Raw genomic sequence first — 18,422 nt, 5'->3', positions numbered from 1 at the left:
AAACCACCACCGCGGGACCGCTTGGGCACCGGGAGCGACCCCCGTCGCACGGGGAGAGTCAGGCCCTTCGATCGACCTCGTCGTACGGGGGAGAGTCAGGCCCTTCGATCGACCCCGTCGTACGAGGGAGACTCCGGCACCACGACGGACCCCCGTCGCACGCGGAAGACGTCGTCGAGGCGCAGGTACCCGACACGAAGGCGGGTACTCGGCCTCTTCCGTGCGGCGCATCTGAGCGCAGGCCCGCGCTGTGCCGCACCGCGTCTGCGCGTCCACGGCACCGGACGCGCAGGCGTGTCTGCGCCATACGCCCGCGGGGGCGGCTGTGCCGCATGTGCGAGTTCCGATCGTGATGTCACGGGAGCAGCGAGTGATGCCCGGTGTGCGGGCGCCCGCCCCGCGACGTCGCGATAAGCCGGTCGCAGTGGCCCCGAGCCGTGCCTACCGCATGGCATCCAGCGCCGCGCGGCAGGTGTGCAGGAGCGATTCGTCCTCAAGAATGTCGTGGCTGCCGTATACGCCGGAACGTGCCCGGTGCCGTCGTGGGGCGGTGAGTTCCGCCTGGGCCAGATCCCGGGCGGGGGCGGCCGCGCTGCCCATCCGGGCGAGGCACGTGGCGATGGTGCCGCGGGTGTACGCGTTCTGCCGCCAGGCGGAGCGGAGCACCGGGAGGACCGGCTCCGGATCCCGGGCGATGTCCCACAGCGCGCACGCGGCGGCTGTCCGCTCCCACACCTCGGTGGAGGCGGCCAAGCGGTGCAGTCCCGGGAGCGCGGGGGCGGCCAACGGCCCCAGGCGGCCGAGCGCTTCGGCGGCGGCCCGGGGGTGACCGGCCGGCGCCCGCTCCGCCGCCAACTCCCTCAACAGCACGGGAAGTACGGCGTCGGCATCCCCCGCCACCGACCAGAGCGCATCGGCCGCCGTGACGGCACAGTCGCTGTCCAGCAGCTCGCGCAGCGCCGGTACCGCCGGATGCCCGCCCGCCCCGAACGTCCCGAGCGTCCGGGCGAGCGCCTGTACGAGCCAGTCGCGGCGCCGCAGTTCGCGCGGCATGCCGTGCAGGAGTCGCAGCACCTCCGGTAGGGCGGCGTCGTACCGCAACCTGCCCAGCGCGACCAGCAGGGGCGCCGCCCGGTCATACGTCTCCGGGGAGTCGAGGGGGACGTCGCGGAGCCGCTCCCGCAGCAGCGGGGCCAGCTGTTCGCCCGCCGGGCCCAGGTACTCGATCGCGTAGCCGACGTCGTTCGGCACGACGGGCTCTGCCAGCACCTGGGCCAGCGCGGGTACCGCCCGGGGATCCCCCGCTCTGGCCAAGGCCTTCAGCGGGCGGCCCAGCGTCGGCGTCCCGCGCCCCCATGACTCCGGGGTCGCCTCCACGAGAGTGGCGAGGCGGTCGGCGGCCGGGGCCGCCAGAGTGAAGAGGGACTCCAGGACGGACACCGCGGCATCGCGCAACCGCTCCTCGTCCGAGGCGAGTTGCTCGCCGATGAGGGCGACCGGTTCCGCGTAGTCGGCGCGCCATTCGCGGAACAGCCCCGCGGACATCCAGACCGCATTGCGCCGGTCGGCCGGATCCCCGCTGGTCAACTGCCCCTTGAGCAGGACGATCCGGTCGGCGGTGCGGCCGCCGAGCCCCGAGTGGAGCGTCCGTAGCAGCTGGGAGCCCTCCTCGTCCTCGGGGCGAAGCCGCCGCAGATGGCCGATGAGCGTGTCGGTGTCGGGGCGTTCGGGCTGGTCCGGCACCCGGGGGCGCCGTGATCGGGCCCGCAGAAGGGCGATGACGGTCGGCACGAGGTCGGCCGGCAGGCGATCGGGTGCGCAGCCGGCGAGCTGGCCCAGCGCGGCCAGCCGCAGTCCCGGATCGTCCGGGGCGGCGCAGAGCGTCACCAGGCAGTCCACCGCCGGAGCGGCGGACTCGGTGTGCAGCCGCGCGAACAGGCCGAGGCCCTCGGCCAGCGCGAGCCGGACGCGGCCCTCCTGCTCGGCGTCGAGTCGCTCCCTCAACAGGCCGAGCACGCGTGCCGGTTCGTCCAGAAACCGTACGAGCGCGCTCGGCACCGCGCGGCGAACCTCCGGATCCTGGTCCGCGACCAGTTCGACGAAGGCGGTGGCGCCCGCCCGTATCGCGGTCCGTGCCATCGCGTAGTTGTCGTCGGCACCGTCCTCCGCGTCGGCGTCGATCACGACGTCGTCCTCGCCGTGGGGGAAGTTGCCCGCGGCGTCCCCTCCGCCGATGCTGACGAGCAGCTCCACGATGCCGCCCCGGTCGGGGAGTTCGGCGTGTGCGACGAGCGCGAACAGGAACGGGATGGACGCGAGCGTCGAGTCGTACACATCGCCCTGGTGGTGGACGGCCCCGTACATCCCGTCGAGGGCGGTCTCCCGCTCCTGCGGGCACGGCGAGGCCAGTCCCCGCAGCAACTCCGGCACGTCCTCCGCACTTCCGTAGGCATGCTGCATCGAGGCCCAGTCGACCTCGTCGATCCCCGTGAACACGGTGTCCTCCCCAGGCGTAAGGCAACTGATCGCGAGTGTGCACCACGGCACTGACAGTGACGCCCCGGACGCTGTCGGCGGCAACCTAGACTGGGGCGATTCAGCCGGGACGGTCGGTCGAAACGAGACGGTCGGTCGTACGAGACAGTCGGTCGTACGAGACGGTCGGGTCGTACGAGACAGTTGGGTCGGCCGGACGGCCGGGGCGGCGCGACGGGAGGACAGAGCGGTGGCGGCAGAGGTCGGCGGCTTCGAGGATCCGTCCGCCGAGGTGCTGGCGGAGGCGGCCGCGGCCTTCGGGCTGCTCGCGTCCTCGGCGCGGCTGCACATCGTCTGGGCGCTGGCGCAGGGCGAGAGCGATGTGACCGGGCTCGCGGAGCGGGTCGGCGGGGCGCTGCCCGCGGTGAGCCAGCATCTGACCAAGCTGAAACTGGCCGGTCTCGTACGGTCCAGGCGCGAGGGCCGACGGCAGGTCTACTTCGTCGACGACCCGGACGTGGTGACGGTCGTACGGCTCATGGTCGGCCAGTTGACGGACCGCGCGGACCGCGCCGATCCCACCGGCCGTGACGACCGCGCCGCGCAGGGGTCCGCGCGCCGCATCCGTGGCCTTGGCGTCTGAGACCGCCACGACGCCGATCGGGCAGCAGTACCCGCGGGGGAGCGCGTCGCCCGCCGAAGAGGCACATCGGGACCTCACCGCGCTGACCTCGCTTCAGGTGCTGCGGCACCTGGACACCGGTCCGCGCGGACTGACCGAGGCCGAGGCGGCCGAGCGGCTTGACCGCTTCGGCGCGAACACGGTTCCGGACCGGCGGAAGCAGTCGTGGCCGCGCCTGTTCGTCCATGGCCTGCGCGACCCCTTCACCGCGGTGCTGCTCTGCCTCGGGCTGGTGTCGACGGCCGTGACGGCCTGGGGGACGGCATGCGTCATCCTGTGTCTGGTCGTGGTCAGTTGCGCGCTGCGCGCGTCCGGCGAGCACCGGGCCGACCGGTCCATGGCAGGGCTGCGCGAGCTGGTCGCCGGCACCGCGACCGCGCTGCGGCGCCCCGACCCCGACGGGCTGCCGCGGGTTCGGGACGTCCCGGTCGGCGAGCTGGTGCCGGGCGATGTGATTCGGCTCGGCCCCGGGGATCTGGTCCCCGCCGACGTACGGCTGCTGCGCGCGAGCGGGCTGACCGTGCGGCAGGCCCCGCTGACGGGAGAGTCGACGGCGGCCGCCAAGGCAGCGGTCGACGACCCTGACCCGTGGAACCCGTCGGACCCTTCGCACGACGGGTTCTTCGCGCAGCGCCAGCTCTGCTTCCAGGGCAGCGGCGTGGCCACCGGCGGCGGAACGGCGGTCGTGCTCGCGACCGGGCCACGGACGAGACTCGCCTCGGCCTACGGCGGCCCGGCCACCAGCGGCTCGCCCGGGCATCGCGAGCCCAGCGCCAACGCCCGTGCCGGCGCGTTCGACCGTTCCGTGCACGGCATCTCCTGGGTGCTCATCCGGTTCATGCTGCTCACGCCGCCGTTGGTGCTGATGGCCAACGCGGCGCTGCGCGGGCGGGGCGTGGAGACCTTGCCGTTCGCCGTCGCGGTGGCGGTCGGACTGACGCCCGAGATGCTGCCGGTCATCGTCACCATGTGTCTGGCGCGCGGCGCCTCACGGCTGGCCCGTACGCACAAGGTGATCGTCAAAAGGCTGCCCGCGCTGCACGACCTCGGTGCGGTCGACGTGCTGTGCCTGGACAAGACCGGCACCCTCACCCAGGACCGGCCGGTCGTCCACCGGGCCCTGGACGGAGAGGGGCGGGACGACCCCGATGTGCTGCGTTGGGCCGCCGTCAATTCCTGGTGGACCCTCCAGCTGGCCGAACTGCCCGCGCCGGACGCCCTCGACGAGGCGATTCTGGACGCGACCGCCCCGGAGCACGAACCGGACGACGGGGTGGCGGCACTGCCCTTCGACCCGGTGCGCCGCCTCGCCACGTCCGTCGTGCGCCACCCGCGCAGGCCCGGCGTCCACACCCTCGTGGTCAAAGGCGCCGTCGAGGACGTACTGGAGAGGTGCGTACTGAAGGAGGCCGAACGGGAGCGCCTGCTCGGCCTCGCCGCACGCGAGGCCGACGACGGACTGAGGGTGCTCGCGGTCGCCACCGCCGAACGCCCGGCCCGTAGCCGCGACTACACACCCGCCGACGAACGCGGCCTGACCTTCCGCGGCTTCCTCACCTTCCGCGACGCGCTCACCCCGACCGCCGCCGACGCGCTGAAGGCCCTCGAGGAACGGGGCATCACCGTCAAGATTCTCACCGGCGACCACCCCGGCACGGCGGCCCGCGCCTGCCGCGACCTGCGACTCGACCCAGGTGAGCCGGTGTCGGCCGACCGCGTCGAGGCCCTCACCGACGCCGAACTGGCCGCAACCGTCCGCCGCAGGACCGTCTTCGCCCGCTGCACCCCGGAGCACAAGGCCCGGATCGCCGCCGTCCTGCGGGCCGACGGGCACACCGTGGGCTTCCTCGGCGACGGCGTCAACGACCTGCCCGCGCTGCGCGCCGCCGACGTCGGGATCGCTCCGCGCGATGCCGTGGACGTGGCCCGGGAGAGCGCCGACGTGGTCCTCGCCGAAAAGGACCTCACCGCGATCGAGCACGCGGTCATGGCCGGACGGCGCAGCAGCGTCACCATCGCCACGTATCTGCGCAGCACGCTCTCCTCCAACCTCGGCAATGTCATCGCGATGCTCGCCGCGGGCCTGCTGTTGCCCTTCCTGCCGATGCTTCCGGCGCAGGTCCTGGCGCAGAACCTGTGCTTCGACGCGGCACAGCTCGCCTTCGCGTACGACCGTCCGCACCCGGACGCGCTGCGCCGCCCCACCGTGCTGCGGCCACGCGCCTTCCTGCGCTTCATCACGGGCTTCGGCGCGCTCAACGTCGTCGCCGACTTGGCCACTTTCGGGATTCTCGCGCTCGCCCTGAACGGGCCGGACACCATGGACGACGCCACGGTGTTCCACTCCGGCTGGTTCACCGAGAACCTGATGACCCAGGCCCTGGTCATGCTGCTCCTGCGCATCGGCCGCGGTACGGCCCGGAACGGTCGGCTCCCGGGTCCGGTCGGCTGCGCCGCGGCCGCCCTGGCCACCGCCGGTCTGCTGCTGCCCCTCTCCCCAATCGGCCCCCTCCTCGGCATGACCGCCCTGCCGGTCCTCTACTACCTGCTCCTCGCCACGGTCCTCACCCTGTACGCCGCCGCGCTCACGGCCGCCCGGAAGGCGCCAGGGACGGGCGGGGGACCCAACTGATGGTTGTACAGTTGCGCAAAGCAGCAACCATCATGGGGTGACGGCCGACCGGGCGCGCCTCCGACCGATGCGAGGAAGGGTGGGGGCGCGATGCTCCGCAACGGACTGGAACCCTGGCACCTGCTGATCGTGGCGATCGTGCTCGTCGTGCTGTTCGGCTCGAAGAAGCTGCCGGACACCGCCCGCGCGCTCGGCAAGTCGATGCGGATCCTCAAGAGCGAGGCGAAGGCGATGAAGGACGAGAACGCCGAGCCGGAGGCACCGCGGGTGACACCGCCGGTTGCCCGGACGGCTTCCGAGCCGGCCGCGCCGCACCCGACGACACAGGCCCCGGGCGCCGCACACTGAACCTGGCACGCGGCAGGGCGGGCGGGGCGAGGAAGCCCTCCGCGCGGGCTGCCGTGATGCCGATGCGGGGGAGGTCGCTGCTCTTCTCGAAGAGGATGTAGCGCGGTTCCCAGACGGGCCGGTATTTGGCGTTGGCCCGGTAGAGGGACTCGAGCTGCCACCAGCGCGAGAGGAATGTCAGCACCGAGCACCACAGGCGCAGTACGGGTCCCGCGCCCAGCCGGGTGCCGCGTTCGAAGACGGACCGGAACATGGCGAAGTTCAGGGACACGCGCTCGACGCCGATCTCCTGGGCGCGCAGCAGCAGTTCGATGACCATGAACTCCATGAGGCCGTTCTCGGAGTCGCGGTCGCGGCGCATCAGGTCCAGAGACAGCCCCCGCTCGCCCCACGGCACGAAGCTCAGCACGGCCCGTGGCTCGCCTTCGCCGTCGTGGCACTCCAGCATGACGCAGCGGCCGTCGGCCGGGTCGCCGAGCCGTCCGAGCGCCATGGAGAAGCCGCGCTCGGTCTCGCCGTCGCGCCAGTGGTCCGCCTTGTCGGTCAACGTGGCCGTCTCCGCCTCGGTGAGATCCGCGTGCCGCCGGATGCGCACGGTGTAGCCGGCCCGGCGTACCCGGTTGTGCGCCTGCCGCACGCCCCGCATCGCGCGCCCCTCCAGGGTGAAGTCGGCCCGGTCCACGATGGCTTCGTCACCGAGTTCCAGGGCGTCCAGGCCGTGCCGGGCGTAGATGGTGCCGGCCTCCTCGCTCGCGCCCATCACCGCGGGCGTCCAGGCATGCCGGCGCGCCTCCTTGAGCCATTCCTCGATCGCGCCGGGCCAGGCCTCGGGGTCGCCGATCGGGTCGCCGGAGGCCAGGGTCACGCCGCCGACGACCCGGTAGGCGATGGCCGCCTTGCCGCTCGGGGACCACATGACCGCCTTGTCCCGGCGCAGCGCGAAGTACCCGAGTGAGTCCCGTTCGCCGTGCCGGGCGAGCAGTTCCCGCAGGCGCGACTCGTCCTCCTCGCCCAGGAGTTCGCGGCCACGCGGCGCGCGGAAGCACGCGTACAGCACCAGGAGGAAGGTCGCGGCCATCAGAACGTTGATCAGGACGTCCACCCAGCGGGGCGCGACCACGCTGTCGAAGCGGTCGGCGAGCGGGCCGACGCTGACCCCACGCAACAGCGTGTACGCGATCCGGTCGCTCAGCGGTGTCCCGGTCACGTGATTGGTGGCGCTCACGAGCAGGGTGCCGAGGGTGGCGCTGACCAGCAGCCCGCCGGCCCCGACGGCCAGGGCCAGTCGAGGGTTGGAGCGGTCCCCGACGGCGTGGAACTCCTTGCGCCCGAGCAGGAGGGCGGCGACGAAGAGGCCGGTGAGCAGGGCCGAGATCCAGTTGAAGCCGTGCCGCTGATACCGCTCCTGGGTCAGTGCCGCGGCGTACAGCGCGAAGAGGGGTCCGGCCATCAGCAGGTTGAAGATCCACGCCGCCCGTTTGCGGCGCCGCATCACCACGGCGAGGAACAGGGCCAGCGCCGCCGAGATCAACCCGGCGGTGGCCAGATACGGGGTGAAGAACCCACCTCCGTTGTGCTTGTTCACCTCTTGGCGGAACGGCAGCGAGACCACCGCGACGATGTTGAGCAGCGCGAGCAGCCGCAGATACCAGACGGTGAACGCGGCCGCCCGCAAGCGCGTGCCGACGGCCGGTCGTCCGGCCGGGTCGGCCCGGCGCGACTTCGGGTTCCGCTGTTCCGGGAGGAGCGCTGACTGTTGTACGGGCACCGTGGAGCATCACCTTGGGGAGAGGCCGGGCGAACCGGTGGGGGACAGAGGCGGGAACCCTACATGTTGTAGGGAAGAGGAGGGTTATCGCGAGGTCAGGGGGTAAGGGGGCGGTAAGAATTGCCGCGCCGGTGGGTTGACCGAAGGGCCAGGTCAATTGCGCCGCCGTGCGGCGAAGTCGCGCCCGATGTCGACTTCCGTGCCCGCCGCGTCGCTGCTTCAGGGCGATATTTCCGCAGGTCGGAGCCGCTTGGGTGGGGTCTGTCGGCTTGCCCTGCCGTGCGGCCGAGTCGAGTGCTCGCGGTGCGCGGTGGCCGCTACCACGGATCACCCGTCCGGTGTAGGGGCATTTGTCCGCCGCGTTGACGGCTACTTAGGCATGCCTACACTAAGCGGCGTTTGTGGCCGCCCGGCCGCGAACGCGCTGCTTCGGAGAGGCCTGTGGTGTGGGACGACGCGTTTCCCAGCTTTCTGATCGGTCTTCGTGAGGGACTGGAAGCGGGGCTGATCGTCTCGGTGCTGGTCGCCACGCTCGTCCGGTCGGACCGGCGCTCCCGACTGCCGCACGTGTGGACGGGAGTTGCCGCAGCCGTCGGGCTGTCCATGAGCTTCGGCGCGATCCTGACCTTCACCTCGGCGAACCTGTCCGGGAAGGCCCAGGAGGCGTTCGGGGGCACGCTCAGCCTGATCGCGGTCGTGTTCGTCACCGCCATGGTGTTCTGGATGCGCCGCTCGGCCCGGACCTTCTCCGGAGAGATCAAGGAGAGGGTCACCGCCGCACTCGGCATGGGCGCGGGGGTGCTGGTCGTCACCTCGTTCCTCGCCGTGGGGCGCGAGGGGCTGGAGACCGCGCTCTTCCTGTGGACCACCGCGCAGGCCGCGGGCGGTTCGTCGGGTCCACTGGCCGGTGCGGCGGCCGGTCTGCTGATCGCCGCGGCGCTGTGCTGGGGCCTGTACCGGCGCGTGCTGCACATCAACCTCACGAAATTCTTCACGATCACCGGTGTCGTGCTGATCGTCATCGCCGCGGGCGTCCTCGGGTACGGGATGCGCGACCTGCAGGAGTCAACCCTGCTGCCGGGCGGGACGGCGTACGCCTTCGACCTGACGGCGCACCTCGACCCCAGTTCCTGGTACGTGACGGTCGTTCAGGGGACGCTCAACCTCACCCCGCAGATGACCTGGCTCCAGATCTCCGTCTACGCCGCCTATCTGGCGGTCGTGATGACGCTCTTCGTACGCGGCGTACGGGCCACGGCTCCGGCCCCCGCGAAGCCGGCCGCCGAGGTGAAGCCCGCACCCACGACGGCGCAGCCCGAGCCCAGGGCCCCCCGCCGCATCCCGCGCTGGACCATCCCCGTCGCCCTCCTCTGCGTCCCGGCCCTGATCGCAGGCGTGGCCATCGCGGTGAGCGGCGGCAAGCCAGCCTCGGGCACGCCGGTCATCGAGGTCGCGGCGGCCGACTGCGGCAAGGGGTTCACCGCGCCGAAGCCCGGCCGTCAGACGTTCCAGGTGCGCAACAGCGGCAGCCGTACCTCCGAGATCTACCTGATCGACCCGGTCAGCAACGCCGTCTATGGCGAGGTCGAGGGCATCGCCCCCGGCACCACTCGCGCGCTGATCGCCACCGTCGGCACCGGCTCGTACGCCTGGCGCTGCGTCCCCAACGGCGGGAGGGCGGTCACCTCGGCCGCCGTCCGGGTCGCATCAGGCGGCACCATGCAGGCCGTACTGCCGGTCTCGGAGAAGGACCTCGCGGCGCCGCTGGCCGCCTACCGGAAGTACGTCGACCAGGGACTGGCCGACCTGCTGACCAAGACGCGCGCCCTGCAGAGCGACATCGACGCCAGGAAGCTCGACAAGGCCCGCGAGGACTGGCTGCCCGCGCACCAGCGGTACGCCTCGCTCGGCGCCGCCTACGGCACGTTCGCCGACTTCGACGCGAGGATCAACGGCCGGACGGCCGGACTCGCCGGAGGCGTCACGGACCCGGCCTTCACCGGCTTCCACCGCATCGAATACGGCCTGTGGCACGGCGAATCCGCCACCGCCCTCGCGCCGTACGCCAAGCGGCTCACCTTCGATGTCGCCGCGCTGCGCGAGGACTTCCCGAAGCAGGACTTCGACCCCGGCGACCTGCCGCTGCGCACCCACGAGATCCTCGAGAACACCCTGCACCGCGAACTGAGCGGCAACGCCGACTACGGCAGCGGCACCGAGCTCGCCACCACCGAGGCCAACCTCAACGGCACCCGCGAACTGCTCGACCTGCTCCGCCCGTTGATCGACAAGCGCAACGCCAAGGTCACCCCGGCCGTGGACACCTGGATGAAGCGCACTGAGCAGCTGGTGCTCGCTCAGCGGGCCAAGGAAGGCACCTGGACGCCGCTGGACAAGCTGTCCGTGACCGACCGGCAGCGCCTCGACGGCTCACTCGGCCGGCTGCTGGAGGAACTCGCCCCGATCCCGGACCTCCTGGAGATCCGCAAGGCCGCGTGAGCAGCCCGTCAGCGCCGACCATCACCCCACCGCAGCACCGGGACCATGCGCCCCGCAGGAGAGGACCCGCCCGATGACCACCCCGAGCCAGGACCGAGCCCCGCAGGGCGGCTGCCCCTTCGGCCGTCGTACGTTCGCCAAGACCGCGCTCGGCGTGGGCGCGGCGGGCGCCGCGCTCGCGGGCGCCGGACTCGCCGGGGCCGGCATCGCGGGCGGCGCCACCCCGGCGGCGGCCGCGACCGGCAGTGGCAGGGTGGGCTTCCACGGCGCCCACCAGGCCGGCATCACCACACCCGCGCCCAAGGCGGCCGCCTTCGTCTCCCTCGACGTCATCGCCGACAACCGGGCCGAACTCGCCGACCTGCTGCGCACGATCACCGAACGGGCCCGCTTCCTCACCGCCGGCGGCACCCCCGCCGACCTCGGCGTCGGCGCCCCGCCCTCCGACAGCGGACTTCTCGGCCCCGAACTGCCCGCCGACGACCTCACCGTCACCGTGGGCGTCGGCGCCTCGCTCTTTGACGACCGCTACGGGCTCGCCGACCGCAAGCCGCGCCACCTCAAGCCGATGCGCACCTTCCCCAACGACAACCTCGACGCCGCCGAATGCCACGGCGACCTGTCGCTGCAACTGTGCGCCGCGAACTCCGACACCGTGCTGCACGCCCTGCGCGACATCGCCCGCCACACGCGCGGCGGGATGCAGATCAAGTGGCGTGTCGACGGCTTCCAGAACCCGTCCCGGCCGACCGGCGCGCAGCGCAACTTCCTCGGCTTCAAGGACGGCATCGCCAACCCCGACACGGCCTCCGCCCGCGAGATGGACAAGCTGGTCTGGGTCACCGACACCGCGGGCGAACCGGACTGGGCCGTCGGCGGCAGTTACCAGGTCGTGCGGATCATCCGCATGCTGGTGGAGTTCTGGGACCGGGTCTCGCTCACCGAGCAGGAGAAGATGATCGGCCGCCGCCGCGACACCGGAGCGCCGCTCGACGGCGCGCGCGAGACGGACATCCCGCGCTACACCAAGGACCCCCAGGGCCAGGCGATCCCGCTCGACGCCCACATCCGGCTCGCCAACCCCCGTACGGCGAAGACCGACACGACCCGGATCCTGCGCCGCGGCTACAACTACGACCGGGGGATCGACAAGGCGGGCAACCTCGACATGGGACTGCTCTTCTGCTGCTACCAGCAGGACGTGGTCCGCCAATTCGAGGCGACCCAGGAGCGGTTGATCGACGAGCCGCTCGTCGATTACATCACCCCCACCGGTGGCGGCTACTTCTTCGCCCTGCCGGGTGTGCGCGACCACTCCGACTGGCTGGGCCGCGAACTCCTCAAGGCGTGAGGTGGGCAGGTCTCCCCGTCCTCCGAGACCGGGCGGTCGCGCTTGGCCGCCCACCAGACGAGGTCGCCCAAGGCCGCGCCGGCCATCACCACGGCCATGATCACGCCCGCCATGGCCAGTCCGTCGTCCAGGTGCGGACGCCCGTGCACGGCGTGCAGATCGAAGCCGCACAGGTGGTACACGCCCACCGCGGCGATCCCGAGGCTCGGCACGAGCAGTGCCAGCACGGACAGCGGTCCGCGTCCCGTGCGTCCGGCGTCACGTTCCTCCATGGGGTCCCCCGATCCGTAAGAGGCTGTTGGTGGAACCCTACGATATGTAGGGTCGCCCGGGCGGCCTCGGGTGAAGCTCGCCATACAACGTCCTCGGAACTACCTCCCCAACCGGCCCGACTCCTGGGGTGTGGCGACTCGGAAGCCCGGCCCACCGCCCGCCCTCTGCGGCTTTCTCCTCCTGCTCGCCCTGATCTTCACGGCGTCGTACGCCGCCGGGCCGGTGGCGCCCGGCATCCACGGCCCCGGCGCCCGCAACGGTGGACGCGCCGGCGGAGGAGGCACGGACGACATGCACGGGGGCGACCGATGACCACGGAACCGGCCACCGATCGCCGGGTGACCAGCGTTCCTTCCGTACGGCGACACCCGGGCCGCCGCGTTCTTCCGGATCTCCAACTCCGCAGGTGCGGAGGACCGGTTGGTCGACATCACCTCGTCCGCGCTGGACGGCGACATCACGCTCTCGCGTCACCGCACCACGGGCGGCGGGATGGCGTACCGGGACCCGGTGGACTCGGTCGTCGTGTCGGCCCGTGGATCAGGATCGTGGCCGTCGTGGTCCGTCCGGTCGAGGGCGCGCCGTGACCGTACGACCGAGCCTTTTACCGTACGGCGGCCGCTATGACCGTACGACCGATGGCATGCCCCGGCAGGAGGCGCTGACCAGGGCGACCGTGGCCTTGTACCGCGTTTCGTCCAGGATGCTGTGCGGTCGATGGGCGACTAGCATCTATTGGTAAGAGCCGCAACGCGGGGTACGCCCACCGTTGGCGCAACCCCTGATCGCCAGGGAACGACAGCCCCGCTTCTTGTACTGGGCGGCAATACTTACGACCGCGCCGGGGGTTTTGCCCTGCGGCTGCGGCCATCGGTCTCGTGCTTCGAAAACGCACGTGGGGGTGGAAGGAAGGTAAGCCCATGAATGCACAACGCGCGAGGCGTCTCGTCGCGGTGTCCGCCGTCGGCGTTCTGATGGCCGGCGGTACCGCGATCGGCGCGGCGGGTACGGCCTCGGCAGCCGTCCCGACCCAGGTTTCCACCCAGGTTTCCTACGATTCCCACCGTGGCTGTGGGTACGGTTACGGCGGTTGGTGGAACAACTGCTACAGCGGCTACGGCTATGGCAATGGCTACGGTTATGGCAATGGCTACGGCTACGGCTACGGCTATGGCAATGGCTACGGCAATGGCTACGGCTACAACAACGGTTCCTTCATAGTGATCTTCCTGGGCTGAAGGGGATACGACGGAGCACGCTGAGGGCCGCCACCGGCACGTGTTCAGATGGCGGCCCCTACCGTCGGACCCAACGGGAGCATTTCAGTGCACTCCCGTTCCTCAAGTCGGTCGCGCAACGCTCCTCGAGCCGGCCTCTTGCCTCATGACCCACTGCTGGGACCGGCGCGGAATCGACGTCGATATTCCGTCGGCGTCGTGTTGAGTTTCCGGCGGAACGCGCGGACGAGGGTGTCGGTCGTGCCGAACCCGCTGGTGGACGCGATGCGTTCCAGGGTGGCTTCAGTGGATTCGAGTTGGTTGCGCGCCGCTTCGACGCGGGCTGATTCGATGTAGGCACTCGGAGTCGTGCCGAGTTCGGTCTTGAAGATTCGGGTGAGTTGCCGCTCGCTGACGTGAGCGTGGCCGGCGAGGTCCGCGACGCTGAGCTTTTCGCCGATGTTCCGCATGACGTAGTGGCGGAGATCTTCGACGCGCCGTGTCGTGGAGACGGGTTCGAGGGGAACGCTGAACTGACTCTGCCCACTCGGCCGTTTCAGGTACATCACCAGTTGTCGGGCGACGCGCAGCGCCATGGCCTCGCCGAAGTCGTCGGCAACGAGGGCGAGTGACAGGTCGAGGCAGGCGCTGATTCCCGCACCGGTCCACACGTCGCCCTCGCGAATGAAGATCGGTTCGGCGTCGACCTCGATCAGTGGGTGCTCGGCGGCCAGCTGTTGCGCGGTCGACCAGTGGGTGGTGGCGCGCTTGCCGTCGAGTAGTCCTGCGGCGGCGAGGATGTGGGCTCCGACGCAGACGGATGTGACCCTTCGTGTCCTGCCGGCAAGTGTCTTCACCCAACTGACCACTGCGGGGTCGGTGAGGGCGTGTACACGGCGTCGGCTGTCGACTTCGACCGAGCCGGGCACCAGCAGGGTGTCGATGCTTCTCGTGCACACCTCGTGGAAGGTGATGTCGGGGAGGACGCGTACGCCCGCGGAGGTGGTGACGGGGTCGAGGGTCTCGGCGGCGAGGAGGACGTGGTAGCCCGTCGCGTCATCCGTCTCTCGCTGCACGAGGGAGAAAACTTCCGGTGGTCCGGTGACGTCGAGCAGGTCGACGCCCTCGAAGAGGACGATGACGATGAGTCGTTCGACGGCGCTCATGGGGTCTCCGTCCGGTCGGCAACGGCGATGTCCGGATCTGCATGTTAGATGACATTGCCGACACTCTCTGACGGCCCGTAGCTTTCTAGGCGCAGCTCACCGCGCGGGTGGGCCACGAAACCCGGCACGAACCTGAGGCGGCACTTCCATGCGTACGACGACTCTGCGCGAACTCAACGGCTTCGATGAGACGCCTGCGTCGCTTGCCGATTCGACCCTGATCCTGGTCGACTACCAGAACACCTACGTTGGTGGCGTGATGGAGCTGGAGGGCTGGCAAGCCGCGCTCGACTCCGCTGCCGTGCTGCTGGGAAGGGCGCGGGCGGCGGGCGCGAAGGTCATCCACGTCATCAACGACGGTGGCGAAGGCACCCCGTTCGACATTCGAGCGGAGATCGGGCAGATCCACCCGAGCGTGGGGCCGATCGAGGGGGAGCCCGTCGTCGTCAAGAAGGTCCCGAACGCATTCGTCGACACCGACCTGGGCCGGCACGTCGATGCCGCCGGCAACAAGAACGTCATTGTCGCGGGGTTCATGACGCACATGTGCGTGACGTTCACGGTGGAGGGCGCGTTCCTGCGTGGAAACCGGCCCACGGTGGTCGCCGACGCTTGCGCGACGCGGCCTCTGCGGTCGGCGGGCACCGACCTGGCCGCCGACCAGATCCATCACAGTGCGCTCGCGACGATCGGCGACCTTTATGGAGTGGTCGTTGCGTCGGAGAAGTCTCTGGCCTGAGCACCGGGGGCCGAGTGAGTTGACTGCGGACACGTCAGCGACGGTCAACCGGGCCCATTCTGCACATGCAGCGTGAGTGGTTCGTCTGGCCGCGTAGAGGAGTCGGCCCGCAACCGCGGTCAGTTCCAGCCCTGTTCAGTGATGTGGATCACGGGTTGGCGCTCGACGGGACGCCCGGCAGTTTTCCGTACCCAATCATGGCGACCGAACCTCGGATGCAAGGATGAGGGCCGTCATGACTGCTGGGTGGTGTTCTCGCACGGTACGGGCCGCGATGTTCGCGGCCGTCTGTGTGCTGCTCGCCGCTCTGGGGCACGTGATGATGTCCGGCTCCTCCGTGGCCTGGTGGGCGATGGCCGGCGGAGCCCTGGCCGCCTGCGGCGTGGGCTGGTGCCTGGCCGGCCGGGAGCGCGGGCTTCCGCTGATCGTGTCCGTGGTGGTGGCCGCCCAGGGGGCGCTCCACTCGGCGTTCTCGCTGGCGCAGTCGGCGAGTTCGGGCTCCGGCTCGATAGGCATGGGTGGCCTGTCGATGGGCTCCATGAGACACGACATGTGCGCCATATCCATGGGCTCCATGGATATGGACTCCATGGATATGGCGCACATGGGCCGCATGGGCTCCGGCGACATGGCTCACCTGGGCTCCGATGCGAGCGGCATGTCCTCGTTCGGCATGCTCGCCGCCCACCTGCTGGCCGCGCTGCTGTGCGGCCTCTGGCTCGCGTACGGCGAGCGCGCCGCGTTCCGCATTCTGCGGGCCGTGGCCGGTCGGCTCGCCGCGCCACTGCGGCTGCTGCTCGCGCTGCCCACGCCACCGCACCGTCCGCGTGTCCGCGGGCACCGCGGCTCGTCGGACCGCGCACCGCGGCTCCTTCTCCTCGTTCACGCGATCACTTCTCGGGGTCCGCCCGTGGGGACCGCTGTCGCCTGAGACAGCCGGTTCCCCGAAGCGCCTGTGCGCGCTTCGGGCATCGGCCGTACCTCCCCGTACGGCCGTACCTCACACCGGACCGCCGCGCTCTCGCGCCGGTCCGGATCGCGGATGACCCGAGAAGGACACCTGGTGATCACTTCTGCCCTGCCCGTTTCGCGCGCCACAAGCGACAAGAGCGAGCACACCGCATCGATCGACGAGTCGGCAACCGCCTGGGCGCTGGCCGCCCGTGGCGGCGACCCGGATGCCGTCGAACGCTTCGTGCGCGCCCTGCACCGCGACGTCGTGCGCTACGTCGCCCATCTGTCCGCGGATCCTCAGGCCGCCGACGACCTGGCCCAGGACACGTTCCTGCGAGCGCTCGGCAGCCTGCACCGGTTCGAGGGGCGTTCCTCGGCCCGTGCGTGGCTGTTGTCCATCGCACGCCGTGCGGTGACCGACAGCTTCCGGCACGCGGCCGCCCGACCGCGGCTGAGCGACACCCGCGACTGGCAGGTGGCCGTGGAGCTCGCCCAGCCGTGCGGCCTGCCCGGCTTCGACGACGGCATCGCGCTCCTCGACCTGCTGGCCGCCCTGCCCGACGACCGTCGCGAGGCGTTCGTCCTCACCCAGTTGATGGGGCTGCCCTACGCGGAGGCTGCCGAGGTCAGTGGCTGTCCCATTGGAACCGTCCGCTCCCGCGTGGCGCGCGCCCGGGCGACCCTGGTCGCCCTGCTCGCCGAGGCCGAGGCGCCGACCGCGCTGGCCGCCTGACAGGGATCCCTGACAGGAAGGGTGCCGGTGTTCGCCGTACATGCGGAACACCGGCACCCTTTCGTCGGTACCCGCTCAGCGTCCAACTCCCGGGAATACAGCCGTAGTTGGCGCCGACTACTGGCACGGGTGGCAGAGTCGGGCGCGCGTCTGGTCGCCGCCGAGGGCGAGATCACCGGACTGATCGGACCGACCGGCAGCGGCAAGTCCACACTGCTGCGCACGGTGTACCGGCATCTGTGGCCCACCGTGGGACGGGTGCTGCTGTCCGGTACCGACCGCCGGGACCTCACCCCCGTCCGGACGCCCGGCATGCGGCCGCCTTGCCCCAAGAGCGAGGCGGCGACTTCGAGTTGACCGTGCGCGAGGTCGTCGCGATGCGGCGCACCCCCTACAAGCGGGCGTTCGCCGGGGAGGACGCCACCGACCGGGACATCGTCGTGCGCGCCCTGGCCGACGTGGGCATGGACGGCCGCCCCGGGTGAAGATCCCCTACACGGACCGGTGGTACTGGTCCGGCACGTGCACGTCTCCTCCGAGCTCACGGGCCGCGAGCCGCGCGAAGGACGGATTGCGGAGCAGCTCGCGGCCCAGCAGTACCGCGTCGGCCTCCCCGTTGGCGATGATCTTCTCGGCCTGCTCGGCGTCGGTGATGAGGCCGACGGCGGCGACGGGCAGCGAGGTCTCGTTCTTCACGCGGGCGGCGAAGGGGACTTGGTAGCCGGGACCGACGGGGATGCGTACGCCGGAGGCGTTGCCGCCGGTGGAGACGTCGAGCAGGTCGACACCGTGCTCGTGCAGTTCGCCGGCGAAACGGACGGTGTCGTCGGCGGTCCAGCCGTCTGCCTCCAGCCAGTCGGTGGCGGAGACGCGGAAGAAGAGCGGCTTGTCGTCGGGCCAGATCTCCCGAACGGCGTCGACGACCTCGAGGGCGAAGCGGGTGCGGTTCTCGTAGGAGCCGCCGTAGGCGTCGGTGCGGTGGTTGGAGTGCGGGGAGAGGAACTCGTTGATCAGGTAGCCGTGGGCGCCGTGGATCTCGACGATCTCGAAGCCCGCGGCGAGCGCGCGGCGGGCCGCCTCCGCGAACTGCCCGACGATCTCGCGGATTTCGGCGACGGTCAGCTCGGTGGGAACGGGGTGCCGGTCGTCGAAGGGCAGTGCGCTCGGGGCCAGTGACTGCCAGCCGTACGCGTCCGGGCCGACCGGTGCGCCACCCCTCCAGGGGCGATCCGTCGAGGCCTTGCGGCCGGCGTGCGCGAGCTGGATCGCCGGCACCGTGCCCTGCGCCGTCAGGAAGCGGGTGATACGGCGGAACGCCTCGACCTGAGTGTCGTTCCAGATGCCGAGGTCGTACGGGGAGATCCGGGCCTCGGAGGAGACGGCGGTGGCCTCGACGATGATCAGGCCGGTTCCGCCGGTCGCGCGGGCCGCGTAGTGGGCGAAGTGCCAGTCGTGCGGGGCGCCCACCGACGGCCCCTCGGGGGCGGCCGAGTACTGGCACATCGGGGGCATCCACACCCGGTTCGGGATCGTGACATCACGCAGGGCGTAGGGCTCGAAGAGCGCGCTCACAGCGGACTCCATT

General features: G+C 71.0%; 14 protein-coding genes and 3 pseudogenes. 12 read left to right on the top strand and 5 right to left on the bottom strand.

Features of this window, described 5'->3' with window-relative positions:
- Nucleotides 1-441: 441 nt before the first annotated feature.
- Nucleotides 442-2,496, bottom strand: coding sequence for a HEAT repeat domain-containing protein (locus ACZ4RZ_RS07070; RefSeq protein WP_467742802.1), 2,055 nt, complete (start codon nt 2,494-2,496; stop codon nt 442-444).
- Between the two features lie 229 nt (nt 2,497-2,725).
- Here ACZ4RZ_RS07070 and ACZ4RZ_RS07065 point away from each other — a divergent pair, with 229 nt between their 5' ends.
- The 3 genes and pseudogenes from ACZ4RZ_RS07065 to tatA all read left to right on the top strand — a co-directional run.
- On the top strand, nt 2,726-3,118 hold the full coding sequence (locus ACZ4RZ_RS07065; protein ID WP_467742800.1) for an ArsR/SmtB family transcription factor: 393 nt from the start codon (nt 2,726-2,728) through the stop codon (nt 3,116-3,118).
- The gene (mgtA, locus tag ACZ4RZ_RS07060) at nt 3,102-5,789 is read left to right on the top strand and encodes a magnesium-translocating P-type ATPase (RefSeq protein ID WP_467742798.1); all 2,688 of its coding nucleotides are present in this window, start codon (nt 3,102-3,104) and stop codon (nt 5,787-5,789) included. The genes ACZ4RZ_RS07065 and mgtA overlap by 17 nt, the downstream gene beginning before the upstream one ends.
- Before the next feature lie 90 nt (nt 5,790-5,879).
- A pseudogene (gene tatA, locus ACZ4RZ_RS07055) lies at nt 5,880-6,101 on the top strand (Sec-independent protein translocase subunit TatA); the annotation flags it as partial.
- Here the strand turns inward: tatA and ACZ4RZ_RS07050 are convergent.
- Nucleotides 6,001-7,905 (bottom strand): phosphatidylglycerol lysyltransferase domain-containing protein, encoded by a 1,905-nt coding sequence (locus tag ACZ4RZ_RS07050; protein ID WP_467742796.1) that lies wholly within the window; start codon nt 7,903-7,905, stop codon nt 6,001-6,003. The pseudogene tatA and the gene ACZ4RZ_RS07050 sit on opposite strands and share 101 nt — an antisense overlap.
- Nucleotides 7,906-8,349: 444 nt before the next feature.
- Between ACZ4RZ_RS07050 and efeU the strand changes: the two genes are divergently transcribed.
- Nucleotides 8,350-10,404 (top strand): iron uptake transporter permease EfeU, encoded by a 2,055-nt coding sequence (gene efeU / locus ACZ4RZ_RS07045; RefSeq protein WP_467743091.1) that lies wholly within the window; start codon nt 8,350-8,352, stop codon nt 10,402-10,404.
- A 73-nt stretch (nt 10,405-10,477) separates the two neighbouring features.
- On the top strand, nt 10,478-11,755 hold the full coding sequence (efeB, locus tag ACZ4RZ_RS07040; RefSeq protein WP_467742794.1) for an iron uptake transporter deferrochelatase/peroxidase subunit: 1,278 nt from the start codon (nt 10,478-10,480) through the stop codon (nt 11,753-11,755).
- On the opposite strand, the gene ACZ4RZ_RS07035 is transcribed toward efeB, so the two are convergent.
- The gene (locus tag ACZ4RZ_RS07035) at nt 11,686-12,027 is read right to left on the bottom strand and encodes a hypothetical protein (protein WP_467742792.1); all 342 of its coding nucleotides are present in this window, start codon (nt 12,025-12,027) and stop codon (nt 11,686-11,688) included. The two genes, efeB and ACZ4RZ_RS07035, sit on opposite strands and share 70 nt — an antisense overlap.
- A 130-nt stretch (nt 12,028-12,157) precedes the next feature.
- On the opposite strand from ACZ4RZ_RS07035, the gene ACZ4RZ_RS07030 reads away from it, so the two are divergent.
- The 3 genes and pseudogenes from ACZ4RZ_RS07030 to ACZ4RZ_RS07020 all read left to right on the top strand — a co-directional run bounded on the left by ACZ4RZ_RS07030 (nt 12,158) and on the right by ACZ4RZ_RS07020 (nt 13,266).
- Nucleotides 12,158-12,340, top strand: coding sequence for a hypothetical protein (locus ACZ4RZ_RS07030; RefSeq protein WP_467742790.1), 183 nt, complete (start codon nt 12,158-12,160; stop codon nt 12,338-12,340).
- Nucleotides 12,341-12,400: 60 nt separating this feature from the next.
- Nucleotides 12,401-12,655 (top strand): annotated as a pseudogene (locus tag ACZ4RZ_RS07025) (copper chaperone PCu(A)C); the annotation flags it as partial.
- A 293-nt stretch (nt 12,656-12,948) separates the two neighbouring features.
- Entirely contained in the window at nt 12,949-13,266 is a 318-nt protein-coding gene (locus tag ACZ4RZ_RS07020) for a hypothetical protein (RefSeq protein ID WP_467742788.1), read from the top strand.
- Between the two features lie 143 nt (nt 13,267-13,409).
- Here the strand turns inward: ACZ4RZ_RS07020 and ACZ4RZ_RS07015 are convergent, their stop codons facing one another.
- Nucleotides 13,410-14,411, bottom strand: a complete 1,002-nt coding sequence (locus ACZ4RZ_RS07015) for a GlxA family transcriptional regulator (RefSeq protein WP_467742786.1) — start codon at nt 14,409-14,411, stop codon at nt 13,410-13,412.
- A 148-nt stretch (nt 14,412-14,559) separates the two neighbouring features.
- Here ACZ4RZ_RS07015 and ACZ4RZ_RS07010 point away from each other — a divergent pair, with 148 nt between their 5' ends.
- The 4 genes and pseudogenes from ACZ4RZ_RS07010 to ACZ4RZ_RS06995 all read left to right on the top strand — a co-directional run.
- A complete protein-coding gene (locus tag ACZ4RZ_RS07010) occupies nt 14,560-15,150 on the top strand; it encodes a cysteine hydrolase family protein (protein ID WP_467742784.1) in 591 nt (196 codons plus the stop codon).
- A gap of 235 nt (nt 15,151-15,385) precedes the next feature.
- Nucleotides 15,386-16,081 carry a hypothetical protein gene (locus tag ACZ4RZ_RS07005; RefSeq protein WP_467742782.1) on the top strand — a complete coding sequence of 232 codons (696 nt, stop codon included), beginning with the start codon at nt 15,386-15,388 and terminating at the stop codon, nt 16,079-16,081.
- 132 nt (nt 16,082-16,213) lie between these two features.
- Nucleotides 16,214-16,837 carry a sigma-70 family RNA polymerase sigma factor gene (locus tag ACZ4RZ_RS07000; protein WP_467742781.1) on the top strand — a complete coding sequence of 208 codons (624 nt, stop codon included), beginning with the start codon at nt 16,214-16,216 and terminating at the stop codon, nt 16,835-16,837.
- 120 nt (nt 16,838-16,957) lie between these two features.
- Nucleotides 16,958-17,319, top strand: a pseudogene (locus ACZ4RZ_RS06995) (ATP-binding cassette domain-containing protein); the annotation flags it as partial.
- Nucleotides 17,320-17,329: 10 nt separating this feature from the next.
- Here ACZ4RZ_RS06995 and ACZ4RZ_RS06990 read toward each other — a convergent pair.
- A complete protein-coding gene (locus ACZ4RZ_RS06990) occupies nt 17,330-18,409 on the bottom strand; it encodes an NADH:flavin oxidoreductase/NADH oxidase (RefSeq protein WP_467742779.1) in 1,080 nt (359 codons plus the stop codon).
- Nucleotides 18,410-18,422 lie beyond the last annotated feature (13 nt).

The organism is Streptomyces sp. NPDC027189, from assembly GCF_055566975.1.
This window is presented reverse-complemented; position numbering and strand designations above follow the sequence as displayed.